21 protein-coding genes, 1 tRNA gene and 1 pseudogene are annotated in these 18,364 nt (G+C 66.8%); 5 read left to right on the top strand and 18 right to left on the bottom strand.

Annotated elements, in window-relative coordinates; genetic code table 11:
* Nucleotides 1–175 precede the first annotated feature (175 nt).
* Complete coding sequence (locus LXT21_RS13490) at nucleotides 176–736, bottom strand: transposase (protein WP_323394402.1); 561 nt, start codon at nucleotides 734–736, stop codon at nucleotides 176–178.
* 89 nt (nucleotides 737–825) lie between these two features.
* Here LXT21_RS13490 and LXT21_RS13485 point away from each other — a divergent pair, with 89 nt between their 5' ends.
* Nucleotides 826–1,215 (top strand): IS66 family transposase, encoded by a 390-nt coding sequence (locus tag LXT21_RS13485; protein ID WP_256571596.1) that lies wholly within the window; start codon nucleotides 826–828, stop codon nucleotides 1,213–1,215.
* 57 nt (nucleotides 1,216–1,272) lie between these two features.
* Here the strand turns inward: LXT21_RS13485 and tnpB are convergent, their stop codons facing one another.
* The 7 genes and pseudogenes from tnpB to LXT21_RS45360 form a co-directional block, all read right to left on the bottom strand.
* On the bottom strand, nucleotides 1,273–1,638 hold the full coding sequence (gene tnpB / locus LXT21_RS13480) for an IS66 family insertion sequence element accessory protein TnpB (protein ID WP_254038519.1): 366 nt from the start codon (nucleotides 1,636–1,638) through the stop codon (nucleotides 1,273–1,275).
* A 4-nt stretch (nucleotides 1,639–1,642) separates the two neighbouring features.
* Nucleotides 1,643–1,957: an IS66 family insertion sequence element accessory protein TnpA gene (gene tnpA, locus LXT21_RS13475; protein ID WP_254038518.1), complete on the bottom strand. Its 315-nt coding sequence runs from the start codon at nucleotides 1,955–1,957 to the stop codon at nucleotides 1,643–1,645.
* A 65-nt stretch (nucleotides 1,958–2,022) separates the two neighbouring features.
* Nucleotides 2,023–2,241: an IS66 family insertion sequence element accessory protein TnpA gene (gene tnpA / locus LXT21_RS13470; protein ID WP_254038517.1), complete on the bottom strand. Its 219-nt coding sequence runs from the start codon at nucleotides 2,239–2,241 to the stop codon at nucleotides 2,023–2,025.
* Nucleotides 2,242–2,660: 419 nt separating this feature from the next.
* Complete coding sequence (locus LXT21_RS13465) at nucleotides 2,661–3,296, bottom strand: IS5 family transposase (RefSeq protein ID WP_256571594.1); 636 nt, start codon at nucleotides 3,294–3,296, stop codon at nucleotides 2,661–2,663.
* Nucleotides 3,191–3,508: pseudogene (locus LXT21_RS45635) on the bottom strand (IS5 family transposase); the annotation flags it as partial. The gene LXT21_RS13465 and the pseudogene LXT21_RS45635, both read right to left, overlap by 106 nt.
* Nucleotides 3,509–3,836: 328 nt before the next feature.
* Complete coding sequence (locus LXT21_RS13460; protein WP_254038515.1) at nucleotides 3,837–4,673, bottom strand: DUF4435 domain-containing protein; 837 nt, start codon at nucleotides 4,671–4,673, stop codon at nucleotides 3,837–3,839.
* Entirely contained in the window at nucleotides 4,670–5,731 is a 1,062-nt protein-coding gene (locus LXT21_RS45360) for an AAA family ATPase (protein ID WP_254038514.1), read from the bottom strand. Before LXT21_RS45360 ends, LXT21_RS13460 begins: the two co-directional genes overlap by 4 nt.
* Before the next feature lie 317 nt (nucleotides 5,732–6,048).
* On the opposite strand from LXT21_RS45360, the gene LXT21_RS13450 reads away from it, so the two are divergent.
* Nucleotides 6,049–6,854, top strand: a protein-coding gene (locus LXT21_RS13450) for an IS5 family transposase (RefSeq protein ID WP_254038513.1) whose coding sequence is annotated in 2 segments (ribosomal slippage) — nucleotides 6,049–6,391 and nucleotides 6,391–6,854 — 807 coding nt in all. Because the reading frame shifts where the segments join, the coding sequence is not laid out codon by codon here.
* A gap of 15 nt (nucleotides 6,855–6,869) precedes the next feature.
* Here LXT21_RS13450 and LXT21_RS13445 read toward each other — a convergent pair.
* The 4 genes from LXT21_RS13445 to LXT21_RS13435 form a co-directional block, all read right to left on the bottom strand.
* Nucleotides 6,870–7,010, bottom strand: a complete 141-nt coding sequence (locus LXT21_RS13445) for a hypothetical protein (RefSeq protein ID WP_254038512.1) — start codon at nucleotides 7,008–7,010, stop codon at nucleotides 6,870–6,872.
* Nucleotides 7,011–7,385: 375 nt separating this feature from the next.
* A complete protein-coding gene (locus LXT21_RS45630; protein WP_407666984.1) occupies nucleotides 7,386–7,718 on the bottom strand; it encodes a type II toxin-antitoxin system RelE/ParE family toxin in 333 nt (110 codons plus the stop codon).
* Nucleotides 7,715–7,954 (bottom strand): addiction module protein, encoded by a 240-nt coding sequence (locus LXT21_RS13440; protein WP_254038511.1) that lies wholly within the window; start codon nucleotides 7,952–7,954, stop codon nucleotides 7,715–7,717. Before LXT21_RS13440 ends, LXT21_RS45630 begins: the two co-directional genes overlap by 4 nt.
* 155 nt (nucleotides 7,955–8,109) lie before the next feature.
* Nucleotides 8,110–8,186: transfer RNA gene (locus tag LXT21_RS13435), tRNA-Pro, on the bottom strand.
* A 266-nt stretch (nucleotides 8,187–8,452) separates the two neighbouring features.
* Between LXT21_RS13435 and LXT21_RS13430 the strand changes: the two genes are divergently transcribed.
* The gene (locus tag LXT21_RS13430) at nucleotides 8,453–8,833 is read left to right on the top strand and encodes a response regulator (protein WP_046718495.1); all 381 of its coding nucleotides are present in this window, start codon (nucleotides 8,453–8,455) and stop codon (nucleotides 8,831–8,833) included.
* Nucleotides 8,834–8,840: 7 nt separating this feature from the next.
* Here the strand turns inward: LXT21_RS13430 and rpe are convergent, their stop codons facing one another.
* On the bottom strand, nucleotides 8,841–9,497 hold the full coding sequence (rpe, locus tag LXT21_RS13425; protein WP_254038510.1) for a ribulose-phosphate 3-epimerase: 657 nt from the start codon (nucleotides 9,495–9,497) through the stop codon (nucleotides 8,841–8,843).
* A gap of 172 nt (nucleotides 9,498–9,669) precedes the next feature.
* Between rpe and LXT21_RS13420 the strand changes: the two genes are divergently transcribed.
* Complete coding sequence (locus LXT21_RS13420; RefSeq protein WP_254038509.1) at nucleotides 9,670–11,199, top strand: GAF and HD-GYP domain-containing protein; 1,530 nt, start codon at nucleotides 9,670–9,672, stop codon at nucleotides 11,197–11,199.
* A gap of 72 nt (nucleotides 11,200–11,271) precedes the next feature.
* On the opposite strand, the gene pyk is transcribed toward LXT21_RS13420, so the two are convergent.
* The 4 genes from pyk to LXT21_RS13400 all read right to left on the bottom strand — a co-directional run bounded on the left by pyk (nucleotide 11,272) and on the right by LXT21_RS13400 (nucleotide 15,598).
* Nucleotides 11,272–12,699 carry a pyruvate kinase gene (gene pyk, locus LXT21_RS13415; protein ID WP_254038508.1) on the bottom strand — a complete coding sequence of 476 codons (1,428 nt, stop codon included), beginning with the start codon at nucleotides 12,697–12,699 and terminating at the stop codon, nucleotides 11,272–11,274.
* Between the two features lie 101 nt (nucleotides 12,700–12,800).
* Nucleotides 12,801–13,667, bottom strand: coding sequence for a hypothetical protein (locus LXT21_RS13410; RefSeq protein WP_254038507.1), 867 nt, complete (start codon nucleotides 13,665–13,667; stop codon nucleotides 12,801–12,803).
* Between the two features lie 154 nt (nucleotides 13,668–13,821).
* Entirely contained in the window at nucleotides 13,822–15,279 is a 1,458-nt protein-coding gene (locus LXT21_RS13405) for an NFACT RNA binding domain-containing protein (protein WP_254038506.1), read from the bottom strand.
* Nucleotides 15,280–15,376: 97 nt separating this feature from the next.
* The gene (locus tag LXT21_RS13400) at nucleotides 15,377–15,598 is read right to left on the bottom strand and encodes a hypothetical protein (RefSeq protein ID WP_254038505.1); all 222 of its coding nucleotides are present in this window, start codon (nucleotides 15,596–15,598) and stop codon (nucleotides 15,377–15,379) included.
* A gap of 363 nt (nucleotides 15,599–15,961) precedes the next feature.
* Between LXT21_RS13400 and LXT21_RS13395 the strand changes: the two genes are divergently transcribed.
* Complete coding sequence (locus tag LXT21_RS13395) at nucleotides 15,962–17,248, top strand: glycoside hydrolase family 1 protein (RefSeq protein WP_254038504.1); 1,287 nt, start codon at nucleotides 15,962–15,964, stop codon at nucleotides 17,246–17,248.
* 25 nt (nucleotides 17,249–17,273) lie between these two features.
* Here the strand turns inward: LXT21_RS13395 and dusB are convergent, their stop codons facing one another.
* A complete protein-coding gene (dusB, locus tag LXT21_RS13390; protein WP_254038503.1) occupies nucleotides 17,274–18,296 on the bottom strand; it encodes a tRNA dihydrouridine synthase DusB in 1,023 nt (340 codons plus the stop codon).
* Between the last annotated feature and the right edge of the window lie 68 nt (nucleotides 18,297–18,364).

The raw sequence follows: 18,364 nt of genomic DNA, 5'->3' as shown, positions 1-18,364 counted from the left end.
CACCAAGGGGGCCATGGAGTTGCGGTCCGCCGAGTCCGCAGGGTAGGAGTCCTCCTGTCTCGGCCCTCTCTCTTTGGCCGGTTTTGACGGGACCCTCTTTGGCCGGTTTTCACCTGACCATTGAGGGCCTCCAGACGCACTCCTTTGGCCAGCGCCTCGTCGACGAGGGTGAGCGTCACTTCTCGCTCTTCTCGTCCGCTGCGTCGTCCTCGCCTTCCTGGTGCCGCTCGTCCCACCCCATCGCCTGAAGTTTTTTTTCGAGCACCAGCAGCGCCGCCGTCTCGGCCAGCGCCCTCTCCTTGCGGTGCAGCTCCCGCTCGAGCTCCTTCACTCGCTTCTCCGCGGCGGCCAGGCGCTTGCGCTCCTTGGCGGGCAGCGGCTCCGTGGAGGCACCCGAGAGCGCCCCCGCTGCGGCCTGCTGCCACTCCTTCAGCTGCGCCTCGTGCAGCCCCTCACTGCGAAGGAGGGCGCCCAACTCCTCGCCCGTGAGCCCCTGGGTTGCCGCCAGCACGCGCAGCTTCTCCTCCGGCGTCCACTTCTTCGGCCCTACGGGTGCGGTGGGCTTCTTCTCTTCAGGCGGGGGCGTCATCGCCGCCACCCTATTCGCCTCGCGCAACCACTGCGACAGCGTCGGTTGGGACACTCCCACCTGCCGGGCCAGCGCTGCGGCACTCACCGCTCCTGGGCCCACCATCCGCTTCACCATCTGCGTCTTGAATGCATCCGTGTACGGCACCGCGTCCTGCCTGCTCTCGCCCCCAAGGCGTCTTCAGCTCGGCCTATCCGCCGAGGCGACAACTTCCCTGACACAGGGGGTTCGAGGCGCTGCCCACCGCGCCCGAGGCCCGGGAGGCGATGGACCTCATCCTCGAACTCTACCGCGTGGAGGCCCAGGCACGGGACGCGGACCTCGTGGGCACCCCAGCGCACCGTGCGCTGCGCCAGGAGTCCAGCACTCGCATTCTCGCGCGTCTGTCGACGTGGCTTGCAGTCCAGACGCCGCGCCACCCGCCGAAGAGTCCCATGGGGCAGGCCCTCTCCTACGCGACGAAGCAATGGGACGCGCTGACGCGCTTCATCGAGGACGCACGACTGCCTTTGGACAACAACCGCTCGGAGGCGGCGCTGAGAAAGGCCGCCATCTTCGCCTCCAGCGAGGTCATCCGCTCGCGAAGCTCCTCGGCTTCCTCGCGCCAGGGACAGAAGTGGTCTTGAGGCAGCTCGCGTGGCACCTGATGCCAACACCCCGCCGCGCCACGGCCTGTCCTCGCGCTACGAGGACGTGCGCCCGGGTGGCGTCCAGGCAGGCGAGCGTTTGACTTCGGTGACGTCCATTCCGTCCAGCAGCATCGCCAACTGCGTCGCGTCCAACTGCACCGCGCTCGCGTCCGCGTCCACCTTCGGCAGCCGGAAGCGGCCCTTCTCCAGCCGCTTGTACAGCAGCACGAAGCCTCCCCGACTCCACGTCAGCACCTTGATGCGGTCCCCTCTCCTCGAGACGAAGGCGAAGAGGTGGCCGGAGTAGACGTCCTCACCCCAGGCGGACTTCACCAGCGCCATGAGGCCGTCAATCGACTTGCGCATGTCCACCGCCTCGGTGGCCAGCACCACGCGCACCGACGCTGGCAGCGTGAACACCCGCTCACCTGCCCAGCGCGGTGACGAGCCGAGTCACGTAGTCGACGTCGGCGCCCACGGGGAATCGCAGCCGTGCTCCGCTGGCCAGCACCACCTCGAGCAGCGCGGGACTCGGCGGTGAGATGGCCGAGACCTCCACCGGCAGCAACCGCACCGCAGGGACTTTCTGCGGGCGCTGGCGGCGGCGCCGGTACACCCACGACTGCAGCGTGCTCAGCCTCAATCCTCGCTGCGTGGAGAACTCCTTCTGCGTCAGGCCGCTCGCCTCGAAGGCCTCGGCGACCTGGAGCCACTCCTGCTTCTCAACCGGCTTCGACATTCCAGCCAGGGTCCACCACGACTTCTACCTCGGCAATGCCTCCCGCCACGTCGCTCACCGGACGGTTACGGAGACGCGACGACCTCCACGGGAAGAAACGCGGCTCGCGGCCTGCCTGCCGTCTCGGACCTCCGGACCGGCGTGGCTCGCGACTTCTTGTACAGCCAGTACTGGAAGCCACCGAGAGAGACCTGCTGCCTGTCCGCGAACTCCTTCTGCGTCAGGCCGCTCGCCTCGAACTCCTCCACCAACTGCTTCCACTCATCGGGATTGGGTCGTCGCATGCCGGAGTGAACCGGTGAATCCACCCCGGTTCAGGACGCCGGTCGTCGGTCGTTTACGCTCGCCTCGAAGGCCTCGGCGACCTGGAGCCACTCCTGCTTCTCAACCGGCTTCGACATTCCAGCCAGGGTCCACCACGACTTCTACCTCGGCAATGCCTCCCGCCACGTCGCTCACCGGACGGTTACGCCTCATGCGATGGATCTCCTCGTCGCGCCGTGGCGTGACAAGGCCGTCGTTAAGGGCAAAGGGCCACGCGTGTGGATCGAGATCAAGACCCGCGCTTGGTGGTGGGGCCCTGCGTCCAAGGCATTCGGGAGCGTGAACGGTGGACTGGCGCACGACCTCACCAAGTGGAGCGAACTCCAGTGGAGTTCCGACGACATCGGCCTCGCGGCCCAACTCGTGCTCAACGAAGGTGCTAGGCCCTGTCTGACGGATGCAGGTGGCGCAAGTAGGAGCAGATGAGCGCCACCTGCACCATGGCGAGGTAGTTGACGGCGAGCTTGTCGTACCGAGTGCCAACGGCACGCTTGTCCTTGAGGTGGCCGACGGCTCGCTCGATGACGTTGCGCTGACGATAGAGGGCCGGGTCGAATCGCGCTCGGCACCGTGCATTGAAGCGAGGCTGGTCTGAGCGGCTGGGCAGGACAGCCCGCACGTGGTGAGCCCTCGCCCACCGACGTACGGGACCGAAGCTATAGCCCCTGTCGCCCACCAGCACGCGCGGGCGCTGACGTGGACGCCCTCGGCGCCCTTGGACCCGGACGCCTTCCAGGGCGGGAAAGACGCCCACCAGGTCGCTGGCCTGTCCCGCCGTCAGTGCAATGGAGAGGACATGGCGGTGTCGCTCGCAGGTGAGGTGGAGCTTGGTGGAAAAGCCTCCTCGAGAGCGTCCCAAGGCGTGGTCCGCGGGCTCGTGTGGCCCCCCTTTTGGCCTCCCCCGGCGGCAGCGCGCGAAGCACGCACCACCGTGGAGTCGACGAAGAGGACGCTCATGTCCAACTCGTCCTGTTCCTGTAGATGGGCCTGGAGCGTTCTCATCAACCGCTCCCAGGTGCCATCCCTGCGCCAGCGTACGAAGCGGTCATAGACGGTCTGCCAGGGGCCATAGCGCGCGGGAACGTCGCGCCAGGGCGCTCCGGTATGCAGCCGCCAGAGAATCCCATTGAGCATGAGCCGGTGGTCCTTCCATGCACCACCCCGACCCTGGTGCGGCAGCAGAGGGGCCAAGGCCCTCCACTGCCGCTCGTTCAATTCGTAGCGCATCACGCCGGCTTGCCTCCCTACGGAGGACAACAACCGGCGGCGGCGGTTCCATCAGACAGGGCCTAGAGGCGAGTTCTTCCCTTCCGGCTGGGAGAAGGCGCTCGATGCGTTCTCCAAGGAAAGTCCTCGCTGGGATCGCAAGCGCGCAACCATAAGCTTCCCGCTTGGCGACGCTCGGTTCCGATACGCAACGCTGGAATTCTTCTGCCTAACGGGTCGCTGCTCCCGAAAGCAGCAAGGGGCCATCCTTCGCGGCAGGGAATCAGGCTGCGCCTGAGGCCACAATTTTCACCCTGTAGTGATTGGGGCTCGAAGCCCCAACGCATAATTACGGCTGGCCTCCTCGATCTATGATGCGCGTCACGAGGGCATGGATCTCAGACGGAGGAGTTGGATAACCGTCGAGGTAAAGGCTCACAAGATGATCGTGACTGACCCGCGCCTTGGGTGGCATTGACTGCAAGAAGACCTTCAGGGCAGCCTTTCCCGTGACCCACTTCTCCAACTCGGACTGCGGGGCGCTCTGTATTTTCTGTAGGTTCGACAGGAAGACTTGTTCGAGAGGTAAGGGAGGAGACCGTGAGAGTCCCCACGTCTTCAATTCGCCTTCAGGTGCCACGACCGCGTCTGGATGCATCTTGTAGCTGATGCCATCTTGAGGCAGCCGTTCATATTCCTTCGCAACCGTCATATTGAACGCGGCGAGCGGAACACACCGTCGGTAGGCATCCACGATACGTTTGGTTATATCGGCTTCACTGGACCAATCTACTGGTGGCGAGTTGCGATACAGAAGATTGACCACTCGCAGCCATCCCGAAGGAACAAGCAAATAGTTCTCTAGCGTACACAACCCTGTGCGAAACACCCCGTCTGCAGGAAGAGCCGTTGCTTGAGTTTGCAAGACGGCATCGTCGGCAAAGTCACGATCAATGATACCAAATATTGGGCGGGCGGGTAGTTGGGCTCGAAGCTCGGTTACGGCCAGAACAACCTTTGACCAGCCATTTTGCGGGAAGAAACTGATCTCGCGAGCCCTCGCATCGAACCACCGCTTATAGAAGAACGGATCGTGCTGAGGGGTTTCGCCCTCAACCATCACGATGACCCCACGGCCCGCTGCGCAGGCATTCAGGAGTGCCTGACCCTGCTGATAGCCGCTCATTTCGCGGCTCCCTGTACTCGACCTTTCTCCTGGAAAACCATATCATCGAGGTTGATGATCTCTGTAGGCGACACTGCGGAGATGATATCCATCGAGTGCGTCGTAACAATAATCTGGAGATCGTATCGCCGGGCAATCTCTCGCAGATGGAAGAGAACTGTCCGCTGCAGGGCCGGATGCAGACTGATCTCGACCTCGTCGATGAGAATAACTGCCCCTGGGCGCAGAAACCGAATGATCTCTCCGAAGAGAGCCAACACCTGCTGCTCGCCCGAAGGAAGTTGATGAGGTTCGACAGAATCGCCATGCTCTGGACGTTCGATTTGAACGTGCCCCTCGCGGATGACTATCTGCTGACCTCTCCCTAGGATTTGCTCGATGATTTGGACAAAGGGAAGGAGGCTAGCTCGTCCCTCGCGGTGTTGCTCAAGGTCGAGATAGTTCTGCCACACCCAAAGCTGTGACAAACTGCCGTGCCAGCGAGTCTGTGGCTCGAAACGGAACAGCCAAGGTTTAGAGCGAGGAGGTGGCTCAATAGCGCCACGCTGCTCATGTTCAATCCACCTATTGTGTGGGAAGAAGAGCAAGCCTCCTTCTTCAGGCTTGGCATCTCCTCTCATCATGCGGCCAACCCATTCATTCAACGCTTGCCGAGGCCCCTTCTGCAAAAGGGGTTTTCCGGAGCCTCCTCGCTGCTCAATCCGACAAATCTGATTGCTCAACGAACGGAACCCCTCTGGCGCGCGATCTTTGCGCCCGAGAGCAATCCATACACCTCCGAGCAATTGAGGAAAGGGAGCCGAACCAAAATCCACATTGAGAGCCGCGTAGCCGTTATCGCGGATATCATGGGTGATCGGTCTATCTTCCACCACGTCCAACGCAAAGCTAAGAAGGCCCTCCATGACTTGGAAGATGGTCGACTTGCCAGAGCCGTTGGAGCCCACCATGACAGACAGAGGGCGTACCAACCCTGTCTCTTCGTCGTAGAAGCGGATCGGTCGCATTTCCGCGCCGAAGTTCCTCAGGTGTCGGATCCGAACCTCGCGAATCTTCACGTCACCGTCATATCTACAACCGAAGGCATCGTCCAGCCGATGGTGGCCGAATGGCCTCCAACCCCAGCGAGGCCCTCGACCTCTACTCGTCCCCTATCAGCAGCTCTGGGATGACGGTCACCGGAGTTTTCCGGTCGCGGCGCCGACGATGGCGAGTCACGCGGCATTGCAAAAGGACTGCCTAGCGGAGCTCCCCTCCTGGACGACTATCGTTCAGTTCGAACAGGAAATTCGTCTCGCCCCGGAGAGATAACAGCCCCTAACGAAAGTCGAGGGTGGGCTGGTCGCAGGGAAGAACCATCTCCAGGTTGAAGGGCATGGTCCGCGAACTCGTCCCTGACGCCTTCTGGCAGCGAGTGGCTCCCTTGCTGCCTCCGCCTCGTCCCAAGAAGAAGCTAGGGCGTCCTCGAGCGGACGACAGAGTGGCGCTGGAAGCCATCGTCTTCGTGCTCCGCAGTGGAATCCCCTGGGAGATGCTGCCCCGCAAGCAGTTCGGCCTATCGGGCATGACGGCCTGGCGCCGGCTTGAGGAATGGACCCGGGCTGGGGTGTGGGAGCAGTTCCAGGAGCGGTTGCTCGACGAACTGGGGTTGCGCGGCAAGGTCGACTTCTCCCGGGCCTCCATCGACTCCTCGTCCGTCCGGGCGTCAAAAAGGGGGCCCCCACAGGCCCAAACCCGACGGATAGTGCGAAGGCGGGTAGCAAGCATCATCTTCTCGTAGACGCCCACGGCCTGCCGCTCACTGAATCCGTGACTGTAGCCAATGTGCACGACACCCACGAACTCTTCCCGCTCCTCGACTCCGTGCCCGCGGTGAGGATGCCGTCGGGCCAGCGCCGGCTCCGTCCTGGGAAGCTGCATGGTGACAAGGCCTACGCATCGAGGAGGAACCGGCGTGGCCTGCGCCTGCGCGGCATCGCTCCTCGCATTGCGCGTCCGGGCGTTGAATCCAAGGAGCGACTGGGGCGATACCGCTGGGTGGTGGAGCGCACCTTGGCCTGGAAGAACCAGCTCCGCCGACTTCGCGTCCGCGACGAACGCAGGGACGACGTCCACTTCGGCTTCCTCGTCCTCGGCTGCTGCATCATGCTGCTGCGCCGCCTCTGCTCTGACATTTGTTAGGGGCTGTAAGTAATCTCACGAAGTCGCTGTCTCATCCGCGTTGACAGGTTCCGGCATGGCCGCCCTCTCGCCAGTCGCCCCCACCAGCATCCCCGCTATCGGGTCGATGCTCTTGCGCTCACCCTCGAGCAGCAGTCCCTTGATGTACCAGTCCATCGCCCGTCGCCGCTCTACACGGCTCAGGCCCGCGAACATCGGCTCTCCAGTTCCGTCTCCAACCGCTTCAGCTGCGCTGGCGGCATGCCTGGGGAACAGTCCGCCCGCCCTCACGCATTCTTGAAGTGACCAAGTCGTATTAGGAGCCTTGCTGAGGGCGGCGGGCTCCGGCTTGGGCGCGGGCGGCTACCACTCCATTGCGTTCCGCGCCAACGCCGTCCTGTGGGGCTGAAACTCCAATACCTCCGGGCAACTCGGGACGGGAACCGAAGAAATCCGGAGGGCCCCTACACCCTCCGAGGCTTCAAGGCCTCTTTGGACCCACTCCATACGATTCGGGACTTGGCCGTAGCCCGTGGAGAAAGAGTCGCTGATTCAGCGCTGAGGAAATGACCTCGCACGCGGCAGCCAATACCCCGGCCGGCGGCGAACATGCGCGACAGCGAGCACCACCACGAGGTCCTCCACCACGAGATAGGGCAACACGAATGGGAAGCGCTCCATCCGCAATCGCCTCACTCCCACGTCCATCACTCGCCCACCAGTCCAGGGAGGGTTCACGCGAGGAGACTCAGCGATCACCTGGAGCCCCTGACGAAGCTCCGCGAAGAATTCGTCCCCGAGACCCGCTCTCTGGCCCTCGTACCAGTCCATCGACGACTCCACCTCCGCAACCGCGTCAGGGTGGAACTCGAGACGGACCTTCACCGCCGATGACTAAGGCGCGCACGCATGCGCTCCTCGACCTGCTCCCAGGGAACCGTCTTCACGCGCCCATCGAGAACGTCACGAGCTCGGCGCTCCAGTTCCACGGACCAGGCGGCTTGTGCGTCCGAATCCCCGGCCCCTTCTTCCAAGCTGAGCAGGAGCTTGTGGGCGACCTCCGCACGTTCCTCGGGAGGGAGTCGCAGCACATCCGAGAGGAGGTCTTCCTTGGTCGCCATGGCCCAGGAACTCTAAGTCCCACCCCACTGACGAACAACGAAGGCCCGGCCCAATCCGGGTCGAGCCCGCTCCGGACTGCTCGCGGTGGCGGTGGCTGGAAAACAAAAGCCCTGGAGTTTCAGCGGAAGTCCGCGAAACCCCAGGGCTTTCTACGTGGTCGGGGAGACAGGATTTGAACCTGCGACCCCTTGGTCCCGAACCAAGTGCTCTACCAGGCTGAGCCACTCCCCGATATGTCCGTCCGCCGGCGGGTACTCCTCGGGACCGGCGAAAGTGCGGCGGTAGTACCCGAGCCACACGGCTGAGTCAACGTCCTCGGATCACCTTTTCTTTCCCCCGCCCCCGCTCCCCTCCCTCCTGCGGTCCGAAAAGACCCTCGCCCCTCCCCTCGCCCTCCACCCCCTCTTACAATTGTCCTGACATTCCGGTAGTTCCGGATATATTCACCAGTCCCCCTTGGGCCGAGAAGGCAGTTGGCCGTGCAGCTCCAAACGAACATGCCCCCCGTCGTCCTCATCTCCGATGATGAACCGCTCATCGTGTCGGCCCTCGCCCGGGAGGCGAAGCGGTCCGGCCTGACGTGCATCTCGGACACGACGTCGGAACGCGTCCTCGAGCTGGCCCGCCTCCACCGGCCCGCCGTCATCATCCTGGACATCAACCAGCACCAGGATGGCCGCGACCTGCTCGCCCAGCTCAAGCAGGACCCCGCCACCCGCGAGTGCAAGGTCATCATCCTCAGCGGCGTCGAGGACCAGTTCACCCGCCACGTCTGCTTCGAGCTCGGCGCCGACGACTACGAGGTGAAGCCCTTCGACCCCACCTTCATGACCCGCGTCGCCCGACTCGCCACCACCGTGGCTCGCACCCGGGCCTGACCCGCCGTCACCCCCGGAGCGAACGGATGGCCGCCGCCCGGTCCTTCGCCCCGAAGACGTAGCTGCCCGCCACCAACACCGTCGCCCCCGCCTCCACCACCTTCTTCGCCGTCTCGGCGTTGATGCCCCCGTCCACCTCGATGTCCGTGGACAGCCCCCGCGCGTCCAACATCGCGCGCAGCCGGCGCACCTTGTCCACCGTCGACTCGATGAACCCCTGCCCGCCGAACCCCGGGTTCACGCTCATCAACAACACCATCTCCACGTCCCCCAGCACCTCCTCGATGGCCGACAACGGCGTGCTCGGGTTCAGCACCACCGCCGGCTTCGCCCCCGCGTGACGAATCTGTTGCAGCGTCCTGTGCAGGTGAGGGCTCGCCTCCACGTGCACCGTCAGCACGTCCGCCCCCGCCTTCGCGAAGGCCTCCACGTACTTCTCCGGCTCCACAATCATCAGGTGCACGTCCAACGGCTTCGTCGCCGCCCGCTTGATGGCCTCCACCACCACCGGCCCAATCGTGAGGTTCGGCACGAAGCGCCCATCCATCACGTCGACGTGAATCCAATCGGCACCCGCGGCTTCGATGTCGCGGACCTCCTCGGCCAGACGGCCGAAGTCTGAAGACAAGAGCGAGGGAGAGATTCGAACAGGGCGGCGGCGCATGGGGCCGCTACTTACCCCGCCCCCCGTCACCCCAACAGCGAAGGAATTCCCCGACGTCCGCTCTAAAGCAGAAAACCAAGTAGGTCGGGGCCCAGGGCGACCACCTGCCTGGGCGTGTTACAACCTTGGAATCCTGCACAACCGCAGGACTCTTCTCGCCCGGAGCCACCCGGTGCCCTCCTCCGCCCTCGCGCAGCAGCCGACTCCGCCGCAGCCCGACCTCACCCGCCGCCTGGCGAAGCTGACGTCCATCCTCGACGTGGCCAAGGCCATGAGCGCCGAGAGGGACCTGGACCTGCTGCTGCCGCTCATCCTCTACGAGGCCACCAAGGTGGTGGAGGCGGACCGGTGCTCGCTCTTCATCCTGGACCGCGAGCGCAACGAGCTGTGGAGCAAGGTGGCCCAGGGCTCGAAGAACGAAATCCGGCTCCCGGTGGGCAGCGGCATCGCCGGACAGGTCGCCCACACCGGCACCATCATCAACATCCCCGACGCCTACGCGGACACGCGCTTCAACCGCTCGTTCGACATCTCCAGCGGCTACCAGACGAAGACCATCCTCTGCGTCCCCATGCGCGACGCGAATGGCGACGTCACCGGCGTCATCCAGGCCCTCAACAAGCTCGATGACCTGGCCTTCAACGCCGAGGACGAGGAGCTGCTGCTCGCCCTGGGTGCGCAGGCCGCGGGCGCCATCGAGAACGCCCTGCTCCACGAGGAGATCAACCGCCTGTTCGAGGGGTTCGTCTCCGCGTCCGTCGTCGCCATCGAGCAGCGGGACCCGACGACGGCCGGACATTCGGGCCGCGTCGCCGACCTCACCGTGTCCCTGGCCCTGGCCCTGGAGCACCAGTCCACGGGCCCGTACGCCCGGACTCGCTTCTCCGGCACGGAGATTCAGGAGCTGCGCTACGCGTCGCTCCTGCACGACTTCGGCAAGGTGGGCGTGCGCGAGAACGTCCTCGTCAAGGCGGAGAAGCTCTATCCGCATGAGCTCGAGGTGCTCCGGGCCCGCTTCCAGCTCGCTCGCAAGGACCTGCAGCTGCAGAGCTACCGGCGGCGGTTCGAGGCGGTGAAGAAGCGCGGGGACTCGGCGCTCGCGGAGATCGAGGCCGAGGAGACCGAGCGGCTCGACACCGAGCTCAAGCACCTGCACGAGGTGTTCGAGTTCGTCCTCACCTGCAACCGGCCCACGGTGCTGGCGCAGGGGGGCTTCGAGCGGCTCACCGAACTGGGCCACCTGAACTTCCAGGACGACGCGGGCCAGACGCAGCCGCTGCTCCTGGCGCGCGAAATCCAGTCGCTCTCCATCCCCCGCGGCACCCTCTCCGCCGACGAGCGCCGCGAAATCGAGAGCCACGTCGAGCACACCTACCGCTTCCTCACCCAGATTCCGTGGACGCGCGCCCTGCGCCGCGTGCCCGAAATCGCGTACGCGCACCACGAGAAGCTCGACGGCACCGGCTACCCCCGCGCCATCCCCGAGCGCACCATCCCCGTCCAGTCGCGCATGATGTCCATCTCCGACATCTACGACGCCCTCACCGCCAGCGACCGTCCCTACAAGAAGGCCGTGCCGCACACGCTCGCGCTCGACATCCTCAAGAAGGAGACGGAGAACGGACAGCTGGACCGCGAGCTGTTCAAGATCTTCGTCGAGGCCGAGATTCCCCGCCACGCCCTGAAGCACGCGCCGAAGTAGCGGCCCCTCGCGCAAAACAAACGGGGCCCGCCGCGCATAGCAGCGAGCCCCCGTGCCACAGAACGCCAGACCTCAGCCGATGGTGTGCAACCGCAGGCTGTTGATCTTCCCGGGCTGGCCCACGGGCGCGCCGTACACGATGACGATGCGGTCACCCTTGCGACCCAGTCCGCGCGCGAGCAGCTCCTCCTCCACGCGGCGCACCATCGCCTCCGTGTCCTGGATGGGCTCGAGCACCCGCGGCACCACGCCCCACAGGAGCGCCAGCCGCCGACGGACCTCCTGGTTCGGACTGAAGGCGACAATCGGCACCGTCGGCCGGTAGTGCGACAACAACCGCGCCGTCACACCCGACAGGGTGAAGGCCGCAATCAGCGACGCGTTGCTCGCCTTCGCCGCCTCGCACGCCACGCGGGCAATCACGTCCGGGAAGTGCGAGGGCACCCCCAGCGGCGCGTCGATGCGCGGCGACAGCCCCTGCACCCGCGACGAGGACTCCGCCGCCAGGATGATGCGCTCCATCATCTGCACGGACTCGATGGGGAACTTGCCGCTCGCCGTCTCGCCCGACAGCATCACCGCGTCCGCGCCGTCGAACACCGCGTTCGCCACGTCGCTCGCCTCGGCGCGCGTGGGCCGCGGGTTGTCGATCATCGAGTTCAACATCTGCGTCGCCACGATGACCGGCAGGCCGCGCAGGTTGGAGCGCCGGATGATGTCCTTCTGCACCGCCGGCACCTCCTCGGGCGGAATCTCCACGCCCAAGTCGCCGCGCGCCACCATCACCCCGTCCGTCTTGTCCAGGATGGCGTCCAGCCGCGCGATCGCCTCCGGCTTCTCCAGCTTGGCGATGATGGGCACGATGCGGCCCACCTCGGACATCGCCTGACGGGCCGTGTCCAGGTCGGAGGGCTGCCGCACGAACGACAGCGCGATGTAGTCCACGCCCGCCTTGATGCCGAAGACCAGGTCCTCACGGTCCTTCGGCGTCAGCGCCTCCGCGCGCACCGCCACGCCGGGCAGGTTGATGCCCTTGTTGTTCTTCAGCGTGCCGCCGTGGATGACCTCCGTCTTGATGAGCTTCTGCTTGTCCGTGTGGAGCACCTTCAGCTCCAGCAGGCCGTCATCCAACAGGATGCGGTCCCCCGGATTCACGTCCGCCGCCAGGAACGGGTACGTCGTCGACACGATGTCGTCCGTGCCCGGCACCGTCTCGTCCGTGGTGATGTGGAAGGTGCCGCCCTCCTTCAGCTCCGTGCTGCCCTTGGTGAAGCGGCCCGTGCGAATCTTCGGGCCCTGCAGGTCACCCAGGATGCCCACCGCCTTGCGCACCTTCAGCGAGGCCGCGCGCAGCTTGGCGATGTTCTCCGCGTGCTGCTCGTGGCTGCCGTGGGAGAAGTTCAACCTCGCCACGTCCATGCCGTTCTCCAGCAGCGCCTCCAACATCTCCTGGCTCTGACTCGCGGGCCCGAGGGTGCAGACAATCTTCGCTCGTCGCATATGGCTCGGGAGGATGGGTGGACCTCATGGATGCGTCAAGCACGCACCACGGGTCGCTTCGCTCGGTAAACCGGTAAATGAGCCAGCGAGCAGAAGAGCCATCAACCGCGCAACAACACGCCCAGATTCTCCCGCTCCCAGCGCAGCGCCGCCGCGTAGTGCGGGTACGTGCGCTCGCGCTCCCGGAAGGCGCGCGGATGGTGGACGCGGCGCCCGCTCCGCCCCGTGCTCGGGAAGAGCTGATGAAGCATCTCGTGGTAGACGATGAACTCCACGAAGAAGGCCGGCACCTCGGGCCTGTCCAGCGCGGGATGGATGCGAATCTCCCGCGTCTGATGGTCGTACACACCCAGGCGGATGGACTTCCGACGCCGCCGGGGCGGCATGCGCCCCCAGCCGATGCGCGCCTGGATGACGTTGTCGAAAAATGTCGCGTTGACCCCGTTGTAAAGCGCCTGCAGGTCGAAACAGCGCCCCAGCGGGTTCAGGTCCGCGTCGGATTCGCGCCGCACCTGACGGATGCGCGGCTGCTGTCCCCGGATGTACTCGTCCAACAGCACGCCCGCGGTGCGGTGGCCTCGGCCCGCGTAGTCCGCCACCGCGCGCACCACCGTCTCCGGCGCGTCCAGGAACATGTGGTGCAAGCGCAGCTGCAGCGCGTTGCCCCCTCGACGGAAGGACACCATGGTGGAGCGGTTGTCCGTCACCGCCAGCTTCACCGGCATCCCCAGCTCCGCGCTCAGCCGCCACGCGAGCGACTCCGCGCGGTTCCACATGTCCTCGCGCGTGGAGGAGACGTTGAGCATGCGCGGCGCCTCTTCCGGAACCCGGTTGCGGGGCGGAGGAGGACGGGGCGCCGGGGGCGCCAGCTGCGCCTCGAGCTCCGCGACGACGTCCGGGGCACGCGGCTCCGCGGCCACCGCCGTGGCCCGACTGGCCGCGGAGAGGCCGCGTGGGAACAGGGACATCTGACGGAAAAACTCGGAGGTCACTCGTCGCGCATCGTACCCGCCAAGGCTCCGGACTCAAGGCCGCAGGCCCCTGCCCGCCTGCCCTCCGTCAGCCCGTCAACCGCGTCGGCCCCTCGCACCCGGGTGATTCACACTCCGGGGGCGGCATCCGTCACGGAGCGGGCACCTCGGTGTGACGGGACTTGAGCAGTCGCTCCAGCCGCTCGGGCTCCATGCGCACCACGAAGGTCTTCTCGCGCGTGAACGTCACCTGTCCGTGCGCGCCGCCCTTCACCTTGCGCACGAACTTCACCGGCACGTAGCTGACCTCACCCCGGGGCTCGCCCTTCGCCCCCGAGTGGTGCAGCGCCAGGTGCGCCGCGTCCAGCAGCGCCTCCTGCGTCGCCTCCTGTCCCTTCTCCAGGGGCAGCACCACGTGACTGCCGGGCACGCCGCGCGCGTGCAGCCACAGGTGCCAGGGCCGGGCGAGCTTGAAGGTGAGCGTGTCGTTGTCCTCCGAGCCGCGCCCCACCCAGATGCGCGCGCCCGCGTGACCCACGTACTCCTTGAAGGGCCGCCCCTCCGGCGTCGCGTCCCCCCCCGCGGAGACGTGCAGCACCTCCACCTGCGCCAACAGCATCGCCTCGTCCATGCGCTCCACCTGCTCCAGCGCGGACTGGGCGTGGGCGACCTCGCGCGCCAGCTCCGCCTCGCGGTGGCGCGCCTGCTCCACGCCGCGCAAGAGCCGCCGGTACTGGTGGAAGTGCCAGTCCGCCTCCTCCTTGGGCGTGCGCTTCGGGTCCAGCGACACCCGGACCTCCTGGGCGCCTGCTTCCGTGTACTCGGTGAGCGTCACCTCGGTGGCGCCGCGCTTGAGGCGGAAGAGGTTCTGCGCGAGCAGCTCCCCCAGCCGTCGGTGCTTCTCCGCCTCCGGCCCGCGCGCGGCCTCCGCCCTCACCTTCTCCAAGGTGCGCGAGGAGCGCTTGAGGCGGGCGCGGTACGGCTGCGCGAGGCGCCGGCGGATGGACTCGGCGCGGCTCTGCTGGTCTCTGGCGCCGAGCAGCCGCTCGGCCGCATGGGAATATGGGAGCGGCTCCCCTTCTGTTGGCACCAGGCGGGAGGCGACCTTGAGCGCCTTCTCCAGCGCCTCGGCGGGCATGGGCTCCGGCGGCGTCCAGGCAGCACCCGGGTAGAGGTTGCGACGCGGGCCGAAGCCCTCGCCCGAGAGCATCAGCACCCGGTTCTGCTCCGTCGAAAGGAACAGGCCCCCAGGCGAGCCCAGCTCCATGACGAGGTGGCGGCGCACCTCCTCGCGCTCGAAGTCGAGCTGCACCACGCGCTCGGCCTCCATGAAGCGGGCACCGGTGAGCTTCGCGCCGGTGAGCTCGTGGCGCAGCCAACGTTGGAAGGGGGCGGGCTCGCCGGGCGTGGGGAAGCGGGAGGTGGCGGCGGAGACGCGGGCGAGATCTCCCTCCGCGCACAGACAGAGGAGGATGGAGCGTCCGGGGACCCGCAGCTCCAGGTAGGCCAGCCTCGGCAGGGGGCACCAGGCCTTCTGGGCCACCGCGCCCGTCAGCTGCTTGCCCACCTCCGCCACCACCTGCGCGAGCTCCACGGGACGCAGCGACACGGGCAACCTCCTGTCCGGACAAAAGAAAACGGCCCGGCGGGTCTCGCCGAGCCGTTCACCGGACGTCAACCGACGCCCGCGAATGACGACGTGTTGCTCAGGACTCCGGCGTGGCCGGGGCCGTCGTGGCGCTGGCCTTCTTCGCCCGGGTCGACCGCTTCTTGGCGGCGGGCTTCTTCGCGCGAGCCGCCGTCTTACGGGCGCCGCCCTTCTTGGCCGCGGCCTTCTTGGTCGCGGTCTTGCCAGCCGTCTTGCGGGTGGTCGTCTTCTTAGCCTTCGCGGTCTTCGCGGTCTTCGCGGTCTTCTTCTTGGCGGCCATCAGAACCCTCCATGTGATTTGGCCCCAGTCAACCGGGGCCCTGCACTCTTCCTGATGAAAGTGAGTGCTTGAAGTGAATGGTACGGGCGACACACCAGTGTGTCAACGCATGGTGATGTATTGCATCGCGCGGCGAGGCCGATTTTTCGGCATCGAGCGGTGCCGAGGTCGTCGAAAGGCGCTTCGCGGACACTTCGGAGGCGCATCGCCGAATCGCGCGCGAGGCCGAATTTCCGGCTCCGGACGCGACGGAGGCCTTCGTCGCCGCGCTCGTGCGGACGCACTGTCGGCTGGCGCGCAAAGGCCCGAGCGGCACGCGGCGCTTTTCGCGATGGAGGTCGGCGTCTACGGTGCGCGGCCACGATGAGGACCTCCGAGCACACCTTCCCCGCGGACTTCACCTTCGGCGTCGCGACGTCGGCGTACCAGGTGGAGGGCGGCATCGAGAACGACTGGGCCGAGTGGGAGCGCGCTGGAAGATTGAAGGAGCCCCACGCGCGCTGCGGGCCGGCGGTGGACCACTGGAACCGCTACGAGGAGGACTACCGGCTGGCGACGGCGGTGGGCGCCACCGCGTTCCGCATCTCCCTGGAGTGGGCGCGCATCGAGCCTGTGCGCGGGCAGTTCGACGAGGCGGCGCTCGAGGGGTACCGGGAGCGGCTCCTGAAGATGAAGGCCTGCGGCCTCACGCCGGTGGTGACGCTGCACCACTTCACCCACCCCACCTGGTTCCACCGAGAGACGCCGTGGCACTCGCCCGAGAGCGTGGAGGTCTTCCGCCGGTATTCCCGCCGGTGCGCGGCGCTGCTCGAGGGCCTGGACGCGCGGGTCATCACCTTCAACGAGCCCATGGTGCTCCTGCTGGGCGGCTACCTGCAGGGCGCCATCCCCCCGGGAATCGCCGACGGGGCGCTCACCATGAAGGCGATGGAGAACCTGGTGCGCGCGCACGCGGTGGCCCGGCGGGAGCTGGGCGAGCGGCTGGGCCGGGTGCCGATGGGCATCTCCCAGAACATGCTGGCCTTCGCGCCGGACCGCTGGTGGAACCCGCTGGACCGCGCGCTGGTGCGGCTGGGGGCCCAGGCCTACAACCACGCCTTCCATGAAGCGCTGTCCACCGGGAAGCTGCGGGTGAACATGCCGGGGGTGGCCACCGCCCGCGTGGACATCCCGGAGGCGCGCGACTCGGTGGAGTTCGTGGGGGTGAACTACTACAGCCGCGCGCACCTGCGCTTCGTGCCCCGGCCGCCGTTCATCGAGTTCAAGTACCGCGACACCCAGGGGCGGGGCCTGACGGACATCGGCTGGGAGGACTGGCCCGAGGGCTTCCTCCAGACGCTGCGCGACGTGAAGCGCTACGGCAAGCCGGTGTGGATTACGGAGAACGGCATCGACGACCGGAGCGGGACGCGCAGGCCCCACTACCTGCACACCCACCTGGCCCAGGTGCTCGCCGCCCGCGCCGAGGGCGTGGACGTGCAGGGCTACCTCTATTGGAGCCTGCTCGACAACTTCGAGTGGCTGGAGGGCTGGGGCCCGCGCTTCGGCCTGTACCACGTGGACTTCGACACGCTGGAGCGCAAGCCCACGCCCGCGTGCGACTACTTCCGGCAGGTGGCCACCGGGAAGAGGCTGGTGGCCCCGCTGTAAGAAGTTCCGGGCCTGTGCCGCGCCATCAACCGAGCGCGGCCCGGTAGTCGACGTCCTGCTCCTCCTCGGAGGCCGCGCCCGCGTGGGAGGCGCGCTCCGCGGTGGCGAAGAAGGCGCGCACCGCGTCGGCGACGGCCTCCGGCGCATCCAGGACGTTCGCCCGGGCCCGGAAGGCCGCCGCGCCCACCAGGCCATGGGCGTACCAGCCCAGGTGCCGGCGGAACGAGCGCACCGCGCCGAGCGGGTCCCCCATGAAGGCCAGGTGCGCGTGGAAGTGCTCCAGCACCAGCGCGCAGCGCTCCTCGGGGGTGGGCGGCTCGCCGCCGGTCAGCTCGCGAAAAATCCACGGGTTGCCCAGGGCCGCGCGGCCAATCATCACGAAGTCGCACCCGGTGGTCTCCAGCATCCGGCGCGCGTCCTCGGGGCTCTTCACGTCGCCGTTGCCGAACAGGGGCAATTGGGGGAAGTGGCGCTTCACGTCGGTGATGACGCTCCAGTCGGCGCTGCCCGAGTAGCCCTGCTCGCGGGTGCGAGGGTGGATGGCCAGCCCCGCGCAGCCCGCCTCCTGGAGGGCCTCCGCCATCTGGAGGTAGTTGCGGGAGCGGGCGTCCCAGCCCGAGCGAATCTTGCAGGTGACGGGCAGACCCGAGGCCTCGCGCATGGCGCGGACGATGGCGGCGGCGCGGGGCGGGTCGCCGAGCAGCGCGCTGCCCGCGCCGTTCTTCGTCACCTTCTTCACGGGGCAGCCCATGTTGATGTCGAGCAGCTGGGCGCCGTGGGACTTGCCGACGCTGGCGGCCAGCCCCATGGCCTCGGGGTCTCCTCCATAGAGCTGGAGCGAGTAGGGCTTCTCCACCTGGGCGTCGTAGCGCAGGTACATCAAGGTCCGCTGATTGGCCCGCATCAGGCCCTGGGAGCTGACGAGCTCGGTGGGGCACAGGGCGGCGCCCATGCGGAAGGCGAGCACCCGGTAGGGCATCTCGGACACGCCGGCCATGGGGGCGAGGACGTAGGGATTCGCGAGCGTGAAGGGGCCGAGTCGCAGCATGGGGCCTGGGGAACCTAGCGGAATCGAAAGAACCGGTCGCGGGATGTGCGCTCCGGACTGCGCAACCG

This window comes from Myxococcus guangdongensis (assembly GCF_024198255.1).
In the GTDB taxonomy this organism is placed as follows: domain Bacteria; phylum Myxococcota; class Myxococcia; order Myxococcales; family Myxococcaceae; genus Myxococcus; species Myxococcus guangdongensis.
This window is presented reverse-complemented; position numbering and strand designations above follow the sequence as displayed.

Coding starts and splice junctions, on each gene's coding strand:
- dusB (WP_254038503.1), bottom strand. CDS start 18,296: ATGCTGCGACTCGGCCCCTTCACGCTCGCGAATCCCTACGTCCTCGCC.
- pyk (WP_254038508.1), bottom strand. CDS start 12,699: ATGCGACGAGCGAAGATTGTCTGCACCCTCGGGCCCGCGAGTCAGAGC.
- LXT21_RS13460 (WP_254038515.1), bottom strand. CDS start 4,673: ATGAGCGGCTATCAGCAGGGTCAGGCACTCCTGAATGCCTGCGCAGCG.
- LXT21_RS13445 (WP_254038512.1), bottom strand. CDS start 7,010: ATGGACTGGTACATCAAGGGACTGCTGCTCGAGGGTGAGCGCAAGAGC.
- tnpA (WP_254038517.1), bottom strand. CDS start 2,241: ATGCGACGACCCAATCCCGATGAGTGGAAGCAGTTGGTGGAGGAGTTC.
- tnpA (WP_254038518.1), bottom strand. CDS start 1,957: ATGTCGAAGCCGGTTGAGAAGCAGGAGTGGCTCCAGGTCGCCGAGGCC.
- LXT21_RS13410 (WP_254038507.1), bottom strand. CDS start 13,667: ATGTCCCTGTTCCCACGCGGCCTCTCCGCGGCCAGTCGGGCCACGGCG.
- rpe (WP_254038510.1), bottom strand. CDS start 9,497: ATGCGCCGCCGCCCTGTTCGAATCTCTCCCTCGCTCTTGTCTTCAGAC.
- LXT21_RS13430 (WP_046718495.1), top strand. CDS start 8,453: ATGCCCCCCGTCGTCCTCATCTCCGATGATGAACCGCTCATCGTGTCG.
- LXT21_RS13395 (WP_254038504.1), top strand. CDS start 15,962: ATGAGGACCTCCGAGCACACCTTCCCCGCGGACTTCACCTTCGGCGTC.
- LXT21_RS13440 (WP_254038511.1), bottom strand. CDS start 7,954: ATGGCGACCAAGGAAGACCTCCTCTCGGATGTGCTGCGACTCCCTCCC.
- LXT21_RS13400 (WP_254038505.1), bottom strand. CDS start 15,598: ATGGCCGCCAAGAAGAAGACCGCGAAGACCGCGAAGACCGCGAAGGCT.